Origin of the sequence: Halorubrum sp. CGM5_25_10-8B (assembly GCF_005435095.1) — an archaeon.
GTDB classification, from domain to species: Archaea; Halobacteriota; Halobacteria; order Halobacteriales; family Haloferacaceae; genus Halorubrum; species Halorubrum ezzemoulense.
In genome coordinates, this window is sequence record NZ_SGTY01000001.1 from 130402 (window position 1) to 149622 (window position 19221).

The window sequence follows — 19221 nt, forward strand, 5'->3', positions numbered from 1 at the left end:
GCGATAAGAGATAAATCGACGGTGTCGCAGTCAGCCATCGCTCGAAAAAGCTCGGTAGTGGCGACCGTTGATCCCGACTTGCCGGTCAGGTTCTCGGTCGTAATGAACAATACGCGCGGCATTTGATTTCATCAACCGTATCGTACGAAAGCCGATATATATTTCCATTGGCAATCTGGATTGGATACTATGGCTGATGAAGGTGGAATTGATACGATTTTGGAGTGGCCGACGCTATCAGAAGAGACACAATTGCTGAGCGACGAGATGCGTTCGTTTCTGCGGTCAAACCCAGTTGCCTACGCTGGTCACCGGATAATTGCGAATTTTGTACAGGTGAGTGACTACGATGAGACGACGGAACACAACGAAGTCCCATTTCTAAACTGGTGGTTCTTTTCTATCGCTCTAACTGGATACTGGCTGCTTCGGCGTTTCCTCCACGTACTCGGACGTAATACCACCCCATCCGGATTTAATGGTCATATATTTGTAATGAACTCCGACCGTCACGACAAACGATATACGCTGACTGCTGTGAGTGAACGGCTCAGGGATCAGGATTACGATGTACTCCTGCTTTGTTCGCCCGAAGCACAGAGCTATCGGGAACGATGGGAAGACCGAGGGCTGTCTACTACATCATTCGTTGAGTTACTCGGTGCCATCCCGCTCCGCAGATGGCTCTCGCTATTTGGTACCACGATCCGACTGATTCGTGGACTTCGGGGCCGGGATCCCGACTCATTTGCCGCTGCTTCGAAGACTCTCGTTTTTAATTTCGTTTTTCTTGAAGCCGTCAAATCGGAATCTCTCCTCCAAACGACAAACCAACCGACGATCCATACCTACGCCCCGATGGGCTACGTGCTGGATGTCACGGACTTCGACCGCGTTTTCAGTTATCAGCATGGAATTATGTACGGTCAAGAGTCCGAGACCGGCAATCAGGAATATCGCCGGGGATACCCGTTTTTCGCCCCGATAAATTACCTCACGTGGGGCGAACCTTGGCACAATAAGTTTCAATATTCGACCCCCCCAGACACTGAACTACACCCTACTGGGACGCCGTGGCACGAGTTTTTGAATCAATATAAGACCGATAGCGACAGAGAACACGACGTAGTCTTCCTCAGTTCAGCCGGAAGACAAACTGTCGAAGGCGAGGAAGCGTTCGAGAGGTTTGTTCGACGGTTGATCGATGTTTGCGAACAGCGGAACTGGCAGTTGGGAATCAAATTACACCCGAAAGAAACCGGAGATTGGTACGCTGAACGTGGCTGGGCTGAATACGTTCTCAGTTCCGACTCAGCGATTCAGGACGTCCTTTCGAACTCCAGAGTTGCCATCACCACTGGCTCTTCGACACTGGTGGAATCCATGTTGCTGGGTACTCCTATCTGTAAATGGTTCGATCAGAAGTCTCCAATCGAGCGTAAGGAGGACCTCGAACTGGTATTTGACATACGTCCGGAAACGATTGAGTCGACAATTGAAGATGCGCTGGAGACGGCAGCAAGCGATCCTGATGTCGCGTCAGTACTGAACTACAAGGGAGTGACAGACCAGATTATGGAAATTGTCACCAGAACCGACGGTGAAAAACCGGACGGATAATAAAACAATCTTGCTACACTCAGTTGATCCAGATATTCGATACGCAAACCAAGGAATCACATTAACTTACACTCAGAGTTTTCCCGAATCGAACCGAGTTGGAATATCAGCCAATCCCCTCCGTGAACTGGCTTGAATCCTCTGGGGCTAACTGAGGTGACAGCAGCCCAATCTCGTATGAATACTACATAATAACAAAAATAGGACTACGGTAACACCTTCACATATAGCCGAGATCTTTCAGATGCTCCTGAACTTGTTTCTCATCGTCAACAGATGACTTTCGGCTATCAGCGGACGGTGTTGGTTCGTGGTCGCCCTCGGCAATTGCCTCCTCGAGACTGCTCCGGACATCCACGACGGAATCAACTCGGTCGACAATGCGCGGATCGGTGCTTGCGATCATCGCTTGCTCCGTATGGATCCCGTCCTGTAATCCGTGGTCGCTCACTATTACGAGCGTATCGTCAGATCCGAGATCGGTCAGTAGATCGCCGACGAAGTCGTCCGTTTCGTTATACGCTTGATCCTGAAGTGAGGGATCGCTGTACGCGATGTGCCCGATGAGATCCACACCGCTCGTATACCCAAATACGAGTTCGTACCGATGGCTGCGATAGGCACGGCGGATCCGGGCCAGTCGGATCATCACCATCTCCATAGCTTGTTCGTAAAACAGCGCAGGATCCGCCGAAGAGTGGCCGCCTGGTTGGCTTGTATCTCGCTCAAAAAGATCCCCCAACTGTCGCCGTAGTTCGTGCTCCCGGTCATCCGTGTCGAGGTCTACGACGTAATTCGGAATACCGATGGTTTCAGCGTTACATCCGTCGAATATCGTCTGGATCTCGTTCTTCTCGTAATAACTCACCGGTGTTCGGAAGACGTCCGTCTCCGTGTTGTTCAAAATCCAGGCCCCGAGTTTCGATTGGATTTGATCGGGGAGAACGATATCCGCGACTGACCCACCGAACCGGAGGGTCGGCGACTCCCAGCCGACCCCGGAGTTAAGAGTCAACCCGTGCTTTTCGGGAGGGAGTCCAGTAATTATTGTTGGCCACAGTTCATGGGTACTCAGTTCCCCGTTCGCACTCTCAATAGTTGATATTTGTGAGTGGGCGTTTAGGGTTAGATTCGGGTGCTTGGATTCGGACACTAATTCCGCATCCAAGGCGTCAATGCCGACGACAACAACGGTCATACTACGAGTACCTCCACGGGAACATTTAATCCTTCTACATGGATACTGAGAAGACGGGCGATATCTCGTGAGATCACCGACACCAAACGTATAGAGGGCCCAACTGGGACTAAGCGGTTCTTTCAGATCAGAGATATGAATACCTGAGTGAAGAAATACAAGTAATCGAGGGTAGTAATAGACATATAATAAATTATAAATCACCGATTCACTACTCTTCTCTATCTCTCACTGGAGTAGTCCGTGAAATTAGTTGTTTAGGCAGTTCACCGCAACAACTCGTATACCGACTCGTCGATACTTTTTTTCGGCACCCAGCCCGTCCGCTCTCTCAGATCCGAGATGTCCACTCCGAACTCTTCAACCATCGTCTCCCCGTCCCGTGGGTTCTCTACCAACTCCACATCCACGTCGATGCCACGCTCCTCTGATGCCGTTCTCCGCACGATCTCCGCGACCTCCATCACGCTCATATCCTCCTCACTCGCAATTTCATACGTCTCCGTCCCGGTCTCCCCGCGTTCCAACTGTTCTACCAACCGCTCCGCGCTCCGCACGTACACCCGCGCCACGTCCTTAACGTGAACGAAGTTTCGTGCCTGCGTCCCGGGCTCATATACAGTCAGAGTCTTGCCAGCGAGCGCCCGATTCACGAAGAAGTTGATCACTGTCGGCTTCCCCACCTCCGTCCCGTCGACGGCGTGTTCGCCGTAGAGGTTCGACTTCAAAAAGAGGTGCGCCGGGAACGCACCGTCAGCGAAGGCCTCTATTGACCGCTCACCAAGCAGCTTCGTCCGCCCGTACCAATTCAACGGATCACGCGGCTGGTCGGCCGTGATCGGGAACTCCTCAGGATCACCTAACACGGCCATACTGAACGGGAACGCCAACGCCGCACCCGTCTTCCGACAGAACCACGCCACGTTGTTCGTACCCGTGACGTTCACCTCGTACGCTAAGTCGGGGTTCTCATCACAATCGTCGACGCCGCTGATCGCCGCCAGATGACAAACGACATCCGCGCCCGTGAGCGCGTCCTCTAACCGGTTCCGATTCCGAATGTCGACGTGTTGAATCTCGACATCACCGATCGCATCGACCTGCGCGCGGTAGCCGTTGTCGAGCGCAATGATCTCCCAGTCAGGGTACGCCTCCTGAAACTCAACGACGACGCGGCTTCCGATGTACCCGCCTGCGCCCGTGACCGCAACCGTCGGGGTCTCAATCTCTCTGCCGTCGTTTCCGCCGTCCGTCTTCATCTGTATCGTGTCCGTCATGCGTTGAACGTCTCCGTGCCGGTCAGCTCATTCGCGATATCTCGAATGCCCTCCCGCAGCGTCCACTCCGTCTCGAAGCCGGTCTCGGCCAGCCGGTCAAAGTTCACGTGATACGAGGGGCCGGGCTGTTCGTCTTCCAAGTATGTCACGTCCAGATCCCGATCAATCTCCTCGCGGACCATCTCCGCAATCTCGCTGATCCGGTAGTTCCCCCCGTTCGAGCCGACGTTGTACACCCGCTGCGGCCACGAATCGGGATCCAACGCGGCGTCGAGGTACGCTCTCGCCGCGTCGCGCACGTGGATGAACGGGCGCCAGTTCGAGCCGTCGCCGTACACCGTCAGCGGCCGGTCGGTGAGCCCGCGGAAGACGAAGTGGTTCACCACGAGGTTGAAGCGGACCCCCGGCGACCACCCGTAGTTCGTGCTCATGCGGAGCGCGGTCGCGTCGAAGTCGTACGCCTCGACCGCCTCGTCAAGCAGGCGCTCGCAGGCGACTTTCGACTCGGCGTACGGGTTGAGCGGGTTCTGCTCGGTCGTCTCGTCGATGTCGCGGCTCGCTGCGCGCCCGTAGTTGTTACACGAGGAGGCGACGACGACGCTGTCGACGTCGAACTTCCCCGCGGCCGTGAGCACGTTCTCGGTGCCGTCGCGGTTCACGCCGAACGTCTCCTCGCGCCGGTCGTGCGTCGACGCGGCGCCGGTGATCGCCGCGAGGTGGATCACGGCGTCGACGCCGCGAGTCGCGCTCTCGACGGCGCCGTACTCCCGCACGTCGCCGCGGCGGAAGTCGAGCCGGTCGCCGACGCAACCGGCGAGATGGGCCGGCGAGCCCGCCGCCAGCGAGTCGAGGACGACGACATCGCTCACGCGGGAATCGTCGAGTAGGCGCGGGACGAGCGCGCTCCCGATGTAGCCGCAGCCGCCGGTGACGAGGACGCGCCGGCCGTCGCCGCGGGCGGCGTCGGTCTCGCCCGACTCACTCATCGGTCAGCACGCCCGGCAGGAACCGGTCCTCGTGGGCCGCGATCCGGTCCCGCTCCTCGACGAGCGTCCCGAGCACGTCGCGGATACCCGCTTCGAGCTCCTGCCGCTGGCCGCCGACCAGGTCGAGGAACCGCTCGTTCTCCATCTCCATCTTGTGTTCCTCGTCCTCTTCGCGCGGGTTCTCGTAGTGCTTCACTTCCGCGTCGAGGTCGAACTCCGCCCCGACCTCGGCGATCGTCTCCGCGAGCTCGACGATCGCGATCGGCCGGGTGACCTGGTTGTACACGTCGATTCCGTCGTCCCCGGAGTGACCCTCGTCGACGAGTCGGACGAGGCTCTCGACGGCGTCTTCGAGGCTCACCATCGGCTTGCGCTGCTCGCCTTTGCCGTACACCGTGATCGGGTAGCCGGCGACCGCCTGCGCGCAGAACCGGTTCACGACCGTGCCGAAGTAGTAGTCGAAGTCGAACCGCGTCGGGCTCTCGTGCGCCCGCGTCTCCTCGGTCTCGGTGCCGTAGACGATGGCGGTCCGGACCTCGCTCATCGGGAACTCGAACTGCGACTCCGCGAGCCGCATGTTCGCCGCGTCGAACGACTTCGTCTGGTGGTACCAGCTGCCGCCCATCGCCGGGAACGGAACCTCGTCCGTGCCGCCCTTCCGATCGACCTCCAGTCCGCCCTCGGGAATTGGGAAGTGCGGGGCGCCGTAGATGCCGGTCGTCGTCGTCTCGATGAAGTGGGTGTCCGACAGCCCCGTCTCGTGGAGGCCGTGGAGCAGGTTCAGCGTCATCGAGACGTTGTTGCGCTGGGTGTACAGCGCGCGCTCGCCGTTGATCGACGAGTAGGGCGCGCTGGGCTGGGCGGCCGCGTGGAGCACGGTGTCGGGCTCGTGGGTGTCCAGCAGCTGGAGGACGAAGTCGCGGTCCGCGAGGTCGCCCTCGACCAGGCTGAGGTTCTCGACGCGCCCGAACCGCTCTTCGGGCTCTTCGACCCGCGTCGCCGACACGCTACCCGACTCGGCGACCCAGTCACGCCGCGAGAAGTCGTCGACGCAGACGATCCGTTCGTCGACGCGGTCGGCCAGTCGCAGCGCGGTCGGCCATCCGAGGTACCCGTCGGCACCGGTGAGTAGCACAGTCATCGTTACTCGGCAGTCGAGTAACTACGAGTAAATGCTTTGCGGTTAGGTTCGCTGTCGCGAGAGCGACCGGGGCGAGAGCGACGCGTCCGCGCCGGCCGACGCCGCCCCAGCCGGCGCTCACACTACTCGACGGCGCCTCCGCCCGCGGTCGGGTCGCGTTCGGCGTCGGGGTCCGGATCGGCGGGGACGCTCTCGTGGCGCCACAGCAGGTCGAAGTACTGCCACATGCCCGCCACGAACGACGGGTTCTCCGTCACCGCGGCCTGCCGGTGGTGGTTCGGCACGTCCTCCTGTTCGACCATGAGCAGCCCCTGTCCGGACTCGTACGACAGGCTCGGGTCGGCGAAGGTTCCGCGCCACGGAAGTACGCGGTCGCTCACGCGCACCGCGACCGACGGGAACTCCGCGGCGAGCGAATCGCGGATCTCGGCCTGTCGCTCCCGGTTCTCCGCCGAGAGCGAGTCGGGGTTCAACAGTAGCACGTCGATGTCGACGCCGCGGTCGACCGCGTCCCGCATCGCCGGCCGGACCGCGTCGACGTACCCGAAGCTCTTCGAGAGCACGTACACCGCCTCCTCCGCCTCGCTGAACAGCCGCCGCGTCTCGCGCTCGCTCGGCTCCCCCACGTCGACGACGTGGAACAGGTCCTCGGTCGGGCTGAGCTCGTCGACGCCGCGGTCGCGGACCGGCGCGTACTCGTCGACGAACGCTTCCTCGACGGCCGCCACGTCCTCGCGGAACCGCTCGTAGGCGTGCCGGCGGTTCTCGACCGCGCGCTCGGCGATCGCCGCCGGCTCGTGGGGCTCGTACCGCTTCGGACGGCCCGGGATCACCTTCACGTACCCGGCCTCCGAGAGCGCGTCGAGGACGCCGTAGATCCGCGCCTTCGGGATCCCGGTCGCCTCGGCGAGGTCGGGCGCCGTGGTCCGGCCGAGGAGCAGCAGCTCCTCTAACGCGTCGGCTTCGTACTCCGTCAGATCGAGCAACGAGAAGAGGTCTTCCCCGGAATCGGCCATAGGCGTTCGTCCTCGTTCGCTCCGTAAGTACGTACTGGTGCCGCCGGAAAGGTTATTACGTGGGCGCTAATACGGTTACTCAGAACATGAGTAACTCAGACCCCACCGACGACGCGCACCTCGCCGACGTCCCCGACGGCGCGGGCTGTACGGAAATTTGGGAGCGCCTCTCCGACGGCCGCGACGAGGAACCGGACGAGGAGTAGCGACTAATTTTCTGGGCGCCGATTTCTGCGGTTCACCGGCCCGATGCCGGCTCGACGCCGGTTCGAGCCTCGGGTACCGCCGGGTGTGGGTGCGGAACAGACGCCGGGTGTCGAACGGAGCAAACACCGGGTGTCGAACGGAGCAAACACCGCGGAACAAGCGCCGCCGAAAAGAGCCGAAACTGCGCTACTCGACCGTGACGCTCTTCGCGAGGTTCCGCGGCTTGTCGATCGATCGGCCCTTATCGTTCGCCACGTGGTACGCGAACAGCTGGAGGTAGACGTTCGCGACGAGCGGTTCTGCGATCCCAACGTCCGGGACCGGAAGCGACACGTCCAGCGTACTGTACTCGTCGCCGGCGGAGACGCAGCCGATCGCGGGCGCTCCGCGCGTCTGCGCCTCGGTCACGTTGTTCATCGTCTCATCGGCGCGCGCGCCGTCGGTCAAGACGGCCAGCACGGGGGTGTCGGGCGTCACGAGCGCGAGCGGGCCGTGTTTCAGCTCGCCGGCGGGGAATCCCTCGGCGTGGTCGTAGGAGATCTCTTTGAGCTTCAGCGCGCCCTCCAGCGCGACCGGGACACCGAGCTTCCGGCCGACGAAGAAGAACGCCTCGCTGTCGCCGTACTCGGTCGCGGCCTCACGCACGCGGTCCTCGTTGTCGAGGACCTGCTGGACCGCACCGGGGAGGTCGCGGAGCCCCTCCAGCACGGGGCGCGCGTCAGCGGCGGCCAGCGCGCCGCGCTCGCGGCCGATCGCCACCGCGAGCATCGTCAGCGTCGCCACCTGCGAGGCGAACGTCTTCGTCGCGGCCACGCCGATCTCGGGGCCGGCCCGGATGAACGCGGTGTCGTCCACCTCGCGCGTGACGGTGCTGCCGAGCGTGTTCGTCACGGCGAACGTCCGCGCCCCGGCCGCGTTCGCGCGGCGGATCGCACCGAGCGTGTCGGCGGTCTCGCCGCTCTGGGTCACGGCGACGACGAGCGTGCGGTCGGCGCTGCGGCCCGCGCCGAACTCGTACTCGCTCGCGGTCTCGACGGTCGCGCGCACGCCGGACAGGTCCTCGAACAGCTGCGCGGCGTAGCGGCCCGCGTAGTTGGAGGTGCCGCACGCGACGATCTGGATCTCCTCGAGGTCAGCGAGGAATCCCGGCGGGAACGAGACGTCGAGGTCGGCGTCACCGGCGTCGACGTCGAGCCGTCCCGCGATGGTCTGGCGCAGCGACTCCGGCTGCTCGTGGATTTCCTTCCGCATGTAGTGTTCGTAGCCGCCCTTCTCGGCCGCGTCGGCCTCCCACGTCACCGTCTCCGTCTCGCGGTCGACCAGCTCGCCGTCGGCGTAGACCTCGACGCCCTCGGCCGACAGCGACGCCACGTCGCCGTCTTCGAGGTAGGTCACGTCCCGGGTGTGTTCGAGGAACGCCGTCACGTCGCTGGCGACGAAGGTGGCGTCCTCGTCGTGGCCCAACACGAGGGGGCTGCCCCGGCGCGCCACGACGATCCGGTCGTCGCCATCGCGGACCGCACAGATCGCGTAGCTCCCCTCCAGCCGGCTCTCGACGGCTCGCACCGCGTCGAGGAGGCCGCCGGCGCCCGACGCCGCCGCGAGTTCCTCCTCGATCAGGTGCGGGATGACCTCGGTGTCGGTGTCGCTCGTGAACTCGTGGTCGGACAGCTCCGTCTTGAGCGCCTCGTGGTTCTCGACGATCCCGTTGTGGACGACGGCGACGTCGCCGACGCAGTCGGTGTGCGGATGGGCGTTCTCGTCCGTCGGCGGACCGTGCGTGCTCCAGCGCGTGTGCCCGATCCCGAGCGCCGCGTCGGCCACGTCGGGCACGGTGAGGTTGTCGACCTCGCCCGACCGCTTCGCGACGGTGAGCCCGCTCGCCTCGCCGACGAGCGCGACCCCCGCCGAGTCGTAGCCGCGGTACTCTAGATTGCGGAGCCCCTCGTGGACGATGCCGCCCACGCGGGCGAACCCGCCCCCGTCGCCCGCGGCGTCGCCGGTCGCCCCGTCGTTCGCGGCCGACTCTCCGTCGTCCAGCGCGATACCGTCGCCGATGTAGCCGGTGATTCCACACATCGTTATCCCCTCCGAACGACCGCGCCCGACTCGATCCGCCCGTCGATCACGACCCCCGCGTCGGCGGTGACGTCGTCGCCGACGACCGCGCCGTCGGCGAGCGTCGCGCCGCTCCCGACGGTGGCGTTGTCGCCGACCACGCCGCCGAGCTCAACGCCGCGGTGGACGGCGTCGCCCACGACGACCGTCGCCGGGCCGCCGGCGACCGTCGCGTTCGGACCGATCCGGGCGTTGCCGGCGACGATCGCGTCCCTGACCACCGCCCCGGCGCCGATCACGGCGTCGGGGAAGATCACGGCGTTCTCCACGACCGCGCCCGCCTCGACGGTCGCGTTACTGCCGACCGCGGTGCTGCCGCCGATCGTCACGTTCGGGCCCACGCGGACGTTACCCGCGAGCGCGGCGTCGTCGGCGACGGTCACCGAGTCGCCGAAGGTGGGACCGTCGGCGTCCGACGCCCCGGAATCGCCGATCAGTGCCGCGTTCACGGTCAGAAGGTCCCACAGGTTCGACACGTCGAGCCAGCGGCCGTCGTACCGGACGGCGGACAGCGTTTCGGTCGCGGCGAGGTCGTCGAGCGTCGCCGTGATCGCCAGCTCGCCGGCCACGTGCGTCTCGCGGATCGCGTCGAAGACGGCCGGGGAGAAGGCGTAGACGCCGGCGTTGATCTGGTTCGTCTCGACGGCCCCTTCCGGCTTCTCGTCGATGTCTGTCACGCGGTCGCCGTCGAGCGTCACCACGCCGTACTGGCGCGGGTTCGCGGCGGTCGTGACGGCCATCGCGGGGAGGTCGTCGTCGATCGCCCGGTCGCGGACCTGCGAGACGACGGCGGGGTCGACGATCCGATCGCCGTTGAGCACGACGAACGGGCCGTCGACGACCGGCTCGGCCTGTAACACGGCGTGGCCGGTTCCCAGCTGGGTCGACTGCTCGACGTACTCGATCGTCACCCCCCAGTCGTCGCCGTCGCCGAAGTGGTTCCGGATGCGCTCCTGCTCGTAGCCGACGACGAGGACGATCCGGTCGATCGCCGTCGCCGTGATCGCCTCGACCACGTGTTCGAGCAGGGGCCGGTTCGCCACCGGCACCATCGGCTTCGGCCGCCGGTTCGTCAGCGGCGTCAGGCGCCGTCCCTCGCCCGCGGCGAGGATCACCGCGGTCACGGATTCGCTTCCCATACGGGAACGGTCCGTCCGCCGCGATTTAAATCGTTCGCGGGACCGAGCGTCGGTGCCGAAAAGTAAAGTGGCCAACCGAACGTATTTCTAACGTGGCTAAATCGGCCGTCATCGCGGACGACGACGAGACGATCCGGTCGATCCTCCAGTACAAACTGTCGAACGCGGGGTACGACCTAACGGTGTGTCTCGACGGCGAGGAGTGCCGGCAGGCGTTAGACGAGGCCGACGCCGCCCCCGACGTGGTCGTCCTCGACGTGATGATGCCGCGGATGAAGGGTACTCAGCTGCTGCGGACGATCCGGCGCGGCGAGCTCGCGGTCGACCCCGAGGTCCCCGTCGTGATGCTCACCTCGCGCGGCCAAGAGGCCGACGTGTTGAAGGGGCTCGACTCCGGCGCCGACGAGTACCTCACGAAGCCGTTCAGCCCGAACGAACTGCTGGCCCGGATAAACCGACTGGTCGAGGCGTAACCGTGCCGCTCGCGGCCCCGACTACGGCGACGTCCGTGTACGGTCCGCTCGCGGGTCCTCAGTCGGGGACGCTCTCGCTCGCCGTCGTCGTGCTCGGCTCGCTGCTGTTCGCGGCCGCGGTCCTCACGCTCGGGTACTCGCTTCTCGCGGCCCGGCGACGCCGGCGTCGCGTCCCGATGCGCGCCGCGCTGCGGTCGGAGCTCCTCGACCGGCTCTACGGCCGCGACGACCCGGCGTGGGACGAGTGGGTCGCCGGCCTCTCGGCGGCGGAGCGGGACGAACTGGAGTCGCTGCTCGACGTGTACCTCCGCGAGCTCGACGGTCGCGACGCCGACGCGCTGGCCGGACTCGGGCGAGCACTGGGCGTCCACGAGCGGGCCCGCCGCGAGATCGCGAACGGCGGCTACTGGGACCGCACCCACGCGCTCGTCTGGCTCGCCCTGCTCCGCGACGCGCCCGACCGCGACCTGCTCAGAACGCACTGTACCGAGACGCCGCGGGAGCGCGCCGCGGCCGCTCGGATACTGTACGCGGCCGAGACGGACGACTGCGCGACGACCGGCGTCGACCTGCTCCTCCGCGACGAGCCGGAGTCGTTCTCGGTGTTCGGCGTCGACACGCTGTACCGCGTCGCCGAGCGCGACCCGAGCCCGTTCTTCGAGCGGGCGGCCGCCGACTTCGCGAGGTGGCCGCCGGCGCTCCAGCGGCAGGCGCTGCTCGTCGTCCGCCACCTCACCACCGTGGTCGGGGATGCCGATCTCTCGTGGGTCGTCGGGTCGCTGTCGAGCCCCGACCCGAGCGTCCGGTCGGCAGCGTGGCGGGCGCTGGGCGCGTACGGGTGGAACCGGGCGGTCAGGGACACTGTCGACCTCGCCGCGATCGCCGCCGACCCGACCCCGCCGGTCCGCGCGAGCGCGTACCGAGCGCTCGGGACGTGGGGGGACGCGGAGGCGATCGCGGCGATCGAGGCCGCCGGGACCGCGGACCCCGACGCGCGGGCGCGGGTCACCGCGGCCGAGACGCTGGTCTCACAGCGGACCTCGGCGGAAGCGGTGGACCCGAACGACCCGCCGCGCGCCGACCTCGGGGCGGACCGAACCGCGTCCGCCAACGGTCGCTCCGTCGACGAGACCGCCGCATTCGACGTCGCGTGGGCGTGGGCGGTCGAGCACGCCCGCTTCGATCGGCTCGCGCGAGACATCTCCCGCGACCGCGACCGGCTCCACGACGAGGTGCGCGGATGACGACGCTCGAAGCCCTCGGGACGACGCTCGTCGTCGGGTCCGGCGTGTTCATCGTCACGTACTACCTGCTGATCAACGTCGGCTACCTGCTGATCCACGTGCTCGCGCTGGTACAGCTCCGGGACAGCGTCCGCGAGTCGGAGTGGAACCCGTCGTTCCGCGCGTTCGACAGCCCGTTCTACCCCGGCGTCGCGATGGTCGTGCCGGCGTACAACGAGGCGGCGAGCATCGTCGAGAGCGTGCGCTCGATGCTCGCGCTCAACTACCCCGACCAGGAGATCGTCGTGGTCAACGACGGCTCCTCGGACGCCACGCTCGAACGGCTCGAAGAGGCGTTCGGGCTCCGCCCGGTCGACGCCGAGGTGCCGTACGACGTGCCCTCGGAACCGATCCGGGGCGTGTACCGCTCCGCGACCCACGAGAACCTCCTCGTGGTCGACAAGGAGAACGGCGGGAAGAGCGACGCGCTCAACGCCGGCGTCTGGCTCACCGATCAAGAGCTGTTCTGCGCGGTCGACGCGGACACCGTGATCGACAGCGACGCGTTGTTAGACGTCGTCGCGCCGTTCCTCGAGGAGCCCTCGCGGACGGTCGCCAGCGGGGGCACGATCCGCGTGGCGAACGAGTGCGTCGTTCAGGACGGACAGGTCAAGGAGGTGAACCTCCCGAAGACCGGGCTCGCGGGCGTTCAGGTGATGGAGTACCTGCGGGCGTTCTACTCGGGGCGGCTCGGGCTCGCCCGGCTGAAGGGGCTGATCCTCATCTCCGGCGCGTTCGGCGTGTTTCGGACCGACCGCGTCCGCGAGATCGGCGGCTACCGCCACGACACGATCACGGAGGACTTCGACGTGGTGGTCCGCCTCCACGAACACCTCTCGGACAACGACGTCGACTACCGGATCGAGTTCGTCCCGGAGCCCGTCGCGTGGACCGAAGTCCCGGAGACGCTCCGGACGCTGGGGCGCCAGCGGCGGCGCTGGTACCGCGGCATGATGGAGACCGTTGTCGCGAGCCGGCGGATGTTCTTCCGTCGGGCGTACGGTCGCGTCGGCACGGTCGTGTTACCGTTCTTCACCGCCGCCGAGGCGCTCGGCCCGCTCATCGAGGGGTTCGGCTACGTGTTGCTTCCGCTGGGGTGGTACCTCGGCATCCTCAACGTCGAGTTCTTCCTCCTCTTCCTGCTGCTCACGGTCGGCGCCGGCGTGTTCCTCTCCTGGTTCGGCGTGTTCAGCGAGGTGTGGAGCTACAACCGCTACGAGTCCCCGTGGGAAGTCCTCCGACTGCTCTGGTACGGCGTGTTAGAGAACTTCGGCTACCGCCAGTGGAAGACGATCGTCGCCTGGCACGGCCTGATCGAGTACCTCCGCGGCGACCAGTCGTGGGGCGCCATGGAGCGGCGGGGCTTCGGCGATGCGGGGACCGACAGCGCCGAGGCGGCGGGCGCCGCCGGGCCAGGTGTCGCAACGGCCGCGGCGACGGACTCAGAGGCCGGACCGGACGATTCGGCGTCCGAAACGGGTGCCGCCGCGGCGGCGGCGGACGACGGCGGATTCGTCTGGGTCGACCGGCTCGTCGACGCGCCGGACACGGACGGGTTCCGCTGGCTCGCCGGGGTCGCGGCCGACGAGAGCACCGGCCGGTTCGTCCCGAGCGGGGAGCTGACCGCCGGCGCCGGCGACGGGGGATTCGTCTGGACGACCGACTTCTCGGAGGGGGTCGGCGACGGGGGATTCGTCTGGGTCACCGACCCGTCGCTCGGCGCCGGCGACGGGGGGTTCGTCATCGCGCTCGACGACGACGGATCCGCGCGGCTCGCGGCGACGACCGACTTCTCGGAGGGGGTCGGTGACGGCGGGTTCGTCTGGGTCACCGACCCGTCGCTCGGCCCCGCTGACGGCGGATTCGTCTGGACTCGCGACCCCCTGGACGGCGCCGGCGACGAGGGGTTCGTCTGGGTCCTCGACGGGGGCAGTTAGTCCGAGCGCAGCGCCTCGTGGACCGGCTCCGCGGCGTTGACGTCGCTCACGGCGAACCGCGTCCCGTCGTCGTCGCTGTCGACGGCGAGGTCCCAGCCGTGGCCCGTCACCACGCGCTGGACGACCAACAGCCCGAGCCCGAACGACTTGACATTCTCCGCGTCGGCCGCGGTGAGCGCCGCCTCGACCGCCGGCGGGAGCCCGGGCCCGTCGTCCGCGATCACGAAGCCGTCCGCGTCGCCGGTCACGGTCACCGAGACGCCCGGCCCGCCGTGTTCCACGCTGTTGCGGAAGAGGTTCTCGAAGAGCCGTCGGAGGCGCATCTCGTCGGCGACGATAGCCGTCTCGGAGGCCACGTCCACCGTCAGCGTCGCGTCGCGCGTCTGGACCGTGTCCCACGCCTCTCTGACGAGGGGTTCGAGCGCGACCGAACTCCGCTCGCCCACGTCGGCGCCCTCCTTCGCGAGGATCAGGCACTCCGCGATCATCGACTCCATCCGGTCGAGCGCCCCCCGGACGCGGTCGAGGAACTCGGCCGTCTGCCCGCTGACGCGCTCCTGCGCGAGTTCGACGAAGCCGATGGCCCCCGACAGCGGGTTCCGGAGGTCGTGCGCGACGATCCCGGTGAACTCGTCGAGGCGCTCGTTCTGTTCGCGCAGCTCCGCGTAGTGTTTCCGCCGTTCGAGCTCGGTGCTCACCCACCGCGCGAGCACCGAGACGAAGTCGCGCTCGGCGTCTGTGATCGGGTCGTCTCGCGGAACGTCGTCGGAGAAGCAGAGCGTTCCGTACGTCTCTCCGTCGACGGCCACCTCGGCGCCGACGTAGCAGTGGAGCCCGGTCGTCTCCAGCGCGCGGTCGTCGCGGTACTCGGTTTCGCTCGCGTCCGCGAAGCCCATCGCCTCGCCGCTTTCGACGACGTGGCGACACCACGTCCCGTCGAGGTCGACGACGCCCCCCTGGGTGTAGGGGCCGGTCTGGATGTTCGTCTCGACCACCTCGTAGCGCCCCTCGCCGGTGTACGAGAGCACGCCGTTGTCGACGCCGAGGTACTCCCGGCCGACGTCTATCGCCTTCAGGAGGCGCTCCTCGGTCGACTGGTCGGTCGCGGTCAGCTGTAGCAGGCTCTTGAACGGTTCGGAACGGGACGTGTCAGATACCATGGTGAAGCGGGTCGCTGGCTAGGATCCGGTTTGTCGCGGGTCCGGCATAAAACCGCATCTCGGACCGGGCCGAAGACAGCCTTATTCCGGTCCGCCGACACGTGCCCTCATGCGCAGACGCCGATTCCTCGGTCGCGTCGGGGTCGCCGGTGCGGTCGGGACCGCCGGCTGCGGCTTCCGCGGTCTCGGCTTGAGCGAGGGCCCGCCGCGCCGGTTCCGCGTCGGCGACGACGGGTTCGAGGTCGCGGTCGACGGCGGGGCGTTCGACTCTCTGTCGGTCCGCGGCGTGAACCTCGGGATGGCCAAGCCCGGCCGGTTCCCCGGCGAGGCGGCGATCACTCGCGCCGAGTACGACCGGTGGCTGGGGCTGATGGGCGAGCTGAACGTCAACGTCGTCCGGGTGTACACCGTCCACCCGCCCGCGTTCTACCGGGCGCTCGCGGCGTACAACCGGTCGCACGCGGACCCGATCTACGTCATCCACGGCAACTGGATCGGGGAGGAGACCCTCCGGGAGGCGGGCGACGCGACCGCGCTGTCGCCCTCGTTCGACCGCTCAATGCGGCAGGTGGTCGACGCCGTCCACGGCGCGACGACGATCGACCCGGAGCCCGGGTACGCCAGCGGCACGTACGACGCCGACGTGAGCAACGCCGTCCTCGGCTACGTCGTCGGCATCGAGTGGCCGCCGGCGGTCGTTCGGGAGACCGACCGGCTCGGCGAGGCGACCGGCTACGACGGCGAGTTCTTCGCCGCGCCAGCGGCGAGCCCCTTCGAGGCGTGGCTCGCGGCCCGCCTCGACGCCGCCGTCGCGTACGAGGCGGACGAGTACGGCGCGCAGCGCCCGGCGGCGTTCACGAACTGGGTGACGACCGACCCGCTCGAACACCCGTACGAGCCGTTCCACGACGAGGACTCCGTTTCCGTCGACCCCGACGCGATCCAGGCGACCGACGCGTCCGAGGCCGGCACGTTCGCGGCGTACCACGTGTACCCCTACTACCCGCCGCTGTTGAACGAGACGCCCGAGTACGCGAACTACGTCGACCACCGCGGCGAGCCGAACAGCTACGCCGGCTACCTGAACGACCTCGTCGGCGCGACCGACCACCCGCTGCTCGTCGCCGAGTTCGGCGTCCCGGCCTCCCGCGGCATCGCCCAGCGCGACGTTCACAGCCGCGATCAGGGCCGACACACCGAGACGGAGCAGGGAGAGATCCTCGCCGCCATGTACGAGGACATCCGTGAGGCCGGCACGCTCGGCGGGATCGCCTTCAGCTGGCACGACGAGTGGTTCAAGCGGACGTGGAACCTCGCCCCGTTCTCCGACTCCGACCGTCGGCCGTTCTGGTCGAACGTCCAGACGCCCGAACAGCGGTTCGGCCTGCTCGCGTTCGACCCCGCGGGCGCCGTTCCGCTCGACGGGTCGGCCGACGCGTGGGCGGACGCGGCCACCGCGACGCCCGAGCGCGACCCCGTCCGGCTCGGCGACGGCGCGGACGCGAGCCGCGAACTGACCGGGCTCCGCGTCACGAGCGACGCGGCGTACCTCTCGGTCAGGATCGAAGCGGACGCCCTCCGCGGCGGGGTCGACTGGGACGCGACCAACTACTTCCTGGCGATCGGGCTCACCGACCGGGGCGAGCGAGCGCTCCCGCACGGTCTCGGTGCGGCGGCACCGGCTGACTTCGTCGTCCGCCTCGGCGGTCCCGATGCCTCTCGAGTGACCGTCCGTCCCCGCTACGACGCCTTCGCGTACGAGTACGGCGCAGAGGCCGGGCTCGACCTCGACCGCTACCGGGAGCCGGACCCGGGCGTCTTCTCGCCGCTGCGGCTGGTGATCAATCGCGGCTACACGGTTCCGAAGACCGGCGAGCGCGTTCCGTTCGAGTCGGTGGAGACCGGACGGCTCCGCTACGGTAACGGGAACCCGGACTCCGACCGGTACGACTCGCTCGCTGACGTCCACGTCTCGCCGTCGAACGACGCGATCGAGGTCAGGCTCCCCTGGCAGCTGCTCAACGTCGCCGACCCGAGTCGCCGCCGTCGGCTGGGCGACTTCTGGAGCGAGGGACTCGACGACTACGAGACGTTCGAGGCGATCGACGTCGCCGCGGCCTCCTACGTCCCGGTCGACGCAGACGGGACCGCGGCCGAACTCGACGCCGAGACGAACCTGACGCACGCGGTTCCGGGCGTCCCTGACGGGAGTCTGCGCTCCCTCCGGTTCGAGCCGCCGACGTGGGACCGACCGGCGTACACGGAACGGCTCAAGGAGTCCGGTCGGATCGTGGGCGACGTGTTCGCGCGCTACGCGAACGGAGAATAACGCGAGCGGTCGCCGCGCAGGCGTCCCGAGCGGCCGACCCCGGTTCACGCGTCGACGAGCGCCGTGACTCCGAGCCCCCTATTCGGAGAGCCGGTCCCGCGTCAGCGACTCACCCGGCCCGGTGGTCTCGCCGGCCCCCAGTTTGACGCCGGCGTTCAGGGCGGTGTTGATGCCGGTCTTCGCACCGCCGCCGACGATCGCGCCCAGCTTGCGGCGCCCGGTGTCGACGCGCTCGCCTTTCACCGTCAGCCGCACGTTCTCGCCGTCGTGGCGGAGGTTGGCGACGTTCGTTCCCGCGCCGAAGTTGACGCCGCGGCCCAGCACGGAGTCGCCGACGTACGAGAGGTGCCCGACCGACGCGCCGGCCATTAGCACCGAGTTCTTCACCTCGACGGCGTGGCCGACGTGGGCATCCGGTCCAACAACGGTGGCCCCGCGGAGGTAGGCGTTCGGCCCCACGTCCGCGCCCTCGCGGATCAGCGCCGGCCCCTCGACGTACGCCCCCGAGCGGACGCGCGCGCCGTCTTCGACGACGACCGGGCCGCGGAGCTCGACGCCGTCCTCGACGGTACCGCCGATCGCCGTTCCGTCGTCGAGTGCCGCCAGCGCCAGCTCGTTCGCTTCCAACAGCTCCCACGGGCGCCCCACGTCGAGCCACGTCCCGTCGTAGGTCGCGACCGCGATCCGCCGACCGTCACCGAGCAATCGGTCGATCGTCGTCGTGATCTCGTACTCGCCGCGCTCGCTCTCCGGGGTGTCCTCGATGTACTCGAACACCTCCGGTTCGAACGCGTAACAGCCGACGTTCGCGAGGGTCGTCGGCGGGTCGTCGGGCTTCTCGACGATCCCGGCGAGCGCTCCGTCGTCGCCGACCGAGAGCACGCCATACGCCCGTGGGTCCTCGACCTCGGTGGCGGCGATAGCGGGGGCGCCGGCCTCGGCGAGCGCGTCCGGGAGCGACGCGTCGACGACCACGTCGCCGTTGAGCACGAGGAAGTCGTCGTCGACGACCGGTTCGGCCTGCGCGACGGCGTGGGCCGTCCCCAGCGCCTCGGCCTGCTCGACGTAGTGGACCGGGCGGCCGCGGTACGACTCGCCAACGGCATCGCGGATCGCGTCGCCGCGGTACCCCGTCACGACGACGAACTCGTCGACCACGTCGCGGGCCGTGTCGAACACCCGTTCGAGCAGCGAGCGGTCCCCGACCGGCAGCAGCGGTTTCGGGCGGCGGTCCGTCAGCGGTCGCATCCGAGTCCCGCGGCCGGCCGCGAGCACGACTCCGTACATGTGCGGAGCCGACGGCGGGCCGAGGTTTATTGACTGCGGTCGGATCCGGG

14 protein-coding genes are annotated in these 19221 nt (G+C 66.8%); 5 read left to right on the forward strand and 9 right to left on the reverse strand.

What is annotated here, in order from left to right; translation table 11 throughout:
- Window positions 1-189: 189 nt before the first annotated feature.
- The gene (locus EXE51_RS00690) at window positions 190-1620 is read left to right on the forward strand and encodes a hypothetical protein (RefSeq protein WP_137691867.1); all 1431 of its coding nucleotides are present in this window, start codon (window positions 190-192) and stop codon (window positions 1618-1620) included.
- A 220-nt stretch (window positions 1621-1840) separates the two neighbouring features.
- On the opposite strand, the gene EXE51_RS00695 is transcribed toward EXE51_RS00690, so the two are convergent.
- From EXE51_RS00695 to EXE51_RS00725, 7 genes are all read right to left on the reverse strand, one after another.
- Complete coding sequence (locus EXE51_RS00695) at window positions 1841-2818, reverse strand: alkaline phosphatase family protein (RefSeq protein ID WP_137691868.1); 978 nt, start codon at window positions 2816-2818, stop codon at window positions 1841-1843.
- 266 nt (window positions 2819-3084) lie between these two features.
- The gene (locus EXE51_RS00700) at window positions 3085-4095 is read right to left on the reverse strand and encodes an NAD(P)-dependent oxidoreductase (protein ID WP_137691869.1); all 1011 of its coding nucleotides are present in this window, start codon (window positions 4093-4095) and stop codon (window positions 3085-3087) included.
- Complete coding sequence (locus tag EXE51_RS00705) at window positions 4092-5081, reverse strand: NAD(P)-dependent oxidoreductase (protein ID WP_137691870.1); 990 nt, start codon at window positions 5079-5081, stop codon at window positions 4092-4094. The genes EXE51_RS00700 and EXE51_RS00705 overlap by 4 nt, the downstream gene beginning before the upstream one ends.
- Entirely contained in the window at window positions 5074-6222 is a 1149-nt protein-coding gene (locus EXE51_RS00710) for an NAD-dependent epimerase/dehydratase family protein (protein ID WP_094552933.1), read from the reverse strand. The genes EXE51_RS00705 and EXE51_RS00710 overlap by 8 nt, the downstream gene beginning before the upstream one ends.
- Window positions 6223-6344: 122 nt before the next feature.
- Window positions 6345-7238 carry a TrmB family transcriptional regulator gene (locus EXE51_RS00715; protein WP_137691871.1) on the reverse strand — a complete coding sequence of 298 codons (894 nt, stop codon included), beginning with the start codon at window positions 7236-7238 and terminating at the stop codon, window positions 6345-6347.
- 393 nt (window positions 7239-7631) lie between these two features.
- Complete coding sequence (glmS, locus tag EXE51_RS00720) at window positions 7632-9524, reverse strand: glutamine--fructose-6-phosphate transaminase (isomerizing) (protein WP_137691872.1); 1893 nt, start codon at window positions 9522-9524, stop codon at window positions 7632-7634.
- A gap of 2 nt (window positions 9525-9526) precedes the next feature.
- On the reverse strand, window positions 9527-10702 hold the full coding sequence (locus EXE51_RS00725; RefSeq protein ID WP_086215936.1) for a sugar phosphate nucleotidyltransferase: 1176 nt from the start codon (window positions 10700-10702) through the stop codon (window positions 9527-9529).
- A 92-nt stretch (window positions 10703-10794) separates the two neighbouring features.
- Between EXE51_RS00725 and EXE51_RS00730 the strand changes: the two genes are divergently transcribed.
- The 3 genes from EXE51_RS00730 (at window position 10795) to EXE51_RS00740 (ending at window position 14395) form a co-directional block, all read left to right on the forward strand.
- Entirely contained in the window at window positions 10795-11175 is a 381-nt protein-coding gene (locus tag EXE51_RS00730; protein WP_094494912.1) for a response regulator transcription factor, read from the forward strand.
- 176 nt (window positions 11176-11351) lie between these two features.
- Window positions 11352-12419 carry a HEAT repeat domain-containing protein gene (locus tag EXE51_RS00735; protein ID WP_049930097.1) on the forward strand — a complete coding sequence of 356 codons (1068 nt, stop codon included), beginning with the start codon at window positions 11352-11354 and terminating at the stop codon, window positions 12417-12419.
- Window positions 12416-14395 carry a glycosyltransferase family 2 protein gene (locus tag EXE51_RS00740; RefSeq protein WP_137691873.1) on the forward strand — a complete coding sequence of 660 codons (1980 nt, stop codon included), beginning with the start codon at window positions 12416-12418 and terminating at the stop codon, window positions 14393-14395. The genes EXE51_RS00735 and EXE51_RS00740 overlap by 4 nt, the downstream gene beginning before the upstream one ends.
- On the opposite strand, the gene EXE51_RS00745 is transcribed toward EXE51_RS00740, so the two are convergent.
- Window positions 14392-15555, reverse strand: a complete 1164-nt coding sequence (locus EXE51_RS00745) for a GAF domain-containing sensor histidine kinase (RefSeq protein WP_241990571.1) — start codon at window positions 15553-15555, stop codon at window positions 14392-14394. The two genes, EXE51_RS00740 and EXE51_RS00745, sit on opposite strands and share 4 nt — an antisense overlap.
- A gap of 109 nt (window positions 15556-15664) precedes the next feature.
- Here EXE51_RS00745 and EXE51_RS00750 point away from each other — a divergent pair, with 109 nt between their 5' ends.
- Window positions 15665-17884 carry a hypothetical protein gene (locus tag EXE51_RS00750; RefSeq protein WP_137691874.1) on the forward strand — a complete coding sequence of 740 codons (2220 nt, stop codon included), beginning with the start codon at window positions 15665-15667 and terminating at the stop codon, window positions 17882-17884.
- A gap of 78 nt (window positions 17885-17962) precedes the next feature.
- Here EXE51_RS00750 and glmU read toward each other — a convergent pair whose 3' ends face one another.
- Window positions 17963-19171 carry a bifunctional sugar-1-phosphate nucleotidylyltransferase/acetyltransferase gene (gene glmU / locus EXE51_RS00755; protein ID WP_049929704.1) on the reverse strand — a complete coding sequence of 403 codons (1209 nt, stop codon included), beginning with the start codon at window positions 19169-19171 and terminating at the stop codon, window positions 17963-17965.
- Window positions 19172-19221 lie beyond the last annotated feature (50 nt).

Excerpts from the sequence above, each read along its gene's own strand:
- EXE51_RS00745 (WP_241990571.1), bottom strand. The coding sequence starts at position 15,555 with ATGGTATCTGACACGTCCCGTTCCGAACCGTTCAAGAGCCTGCTACAG.
- EXE51_RS00725 (WP_086215936.1), bottom strand. The coding sequence starts at position 10,702 with ATGGGAAGCGAATCCGTGACCGCGGTGATCCTCGCCGCGGGCGAGGGA.
- EXE51_RS00690 (WP_137691867.1), top strand. The coding sequence starts at position 190 with ATGGCTGATGAAGGTGGAATTGATACGATTTTGGAGTGGCCGACGCTA.
- glmU (WP_049929704.1), bottom strand. The coding sequence starts at position 19,171 with ATGTACGGAGTCGTGCTCGCGGCCGGCCGCGGGACTCGGATGCGACCG.
- EXE51_RS00700 (WP_137691869.1), bottom strand. The coding sequence starts at position 4,095 with ATGACGGACACGATACAGATGAAGACGGACGGCGGAAACGACGGCAGA.
- EXE51_RS00705 (WP_137691870.1), bottom strand. The coding sequence starts at position 5,081 with ATGAGTGAGTCGGGCGAGACCGACGCCGCCCGCGGCGACGGCCGGCGC.
- glmS (WP_137691872.1), bottom strand. The coding sequence starts at position 9,524 with ATGTGTGGAATCACCGGCTACATCGGCGACGGTATCGCGCTGGACGAC.
- EXE51_RS00750 (WP_137691874.1), top strand. The coding sequence starts at position 15,665 with ATGCGCAGACGCCGATTCCTCGGTCGCGTCGGGGTCGCCGGTGCGGTC.
- EXE51_RS00740 (WP_137691873.1), top strand. The coding sequence starts at position 12,416 with ATGACGACGCTCGAAGCCCTCGGGACGACGCTCGTCGTCGGGTCCGGC.
- EXE51_RS00735 (WP_049930097.1), top strand. The coding sequence starts at position 11,352 with ATGCGCGCCGCGCTGCGGTCGGAGCTCCTCGACCGGCTCTACGGCCGC.
- EXE51_RS00710 (WP_094552933.1), bottom strand. The coding sequence starts at position 6,222 with ATGACTGTGCTACTCACCGGTGCCGACGGGTACCTCGGATGGCCGACC.
- EXE51_RS00695 (WP_137691868.1), bottom strand. The coding sequence starts at position 2,818 with ATGACCGTTGTTGTCGTCGGCATTGACGCCTTGGATGCGGAATTAGTG.
- EXE51_RS00715 (WP_137691871.1), bottom strand. The coding sequence starts at position 7,238 with ATGGCCGATTCCGGGGAAGACCTCTTCTCGTTGCTCGATCTGACGGAG.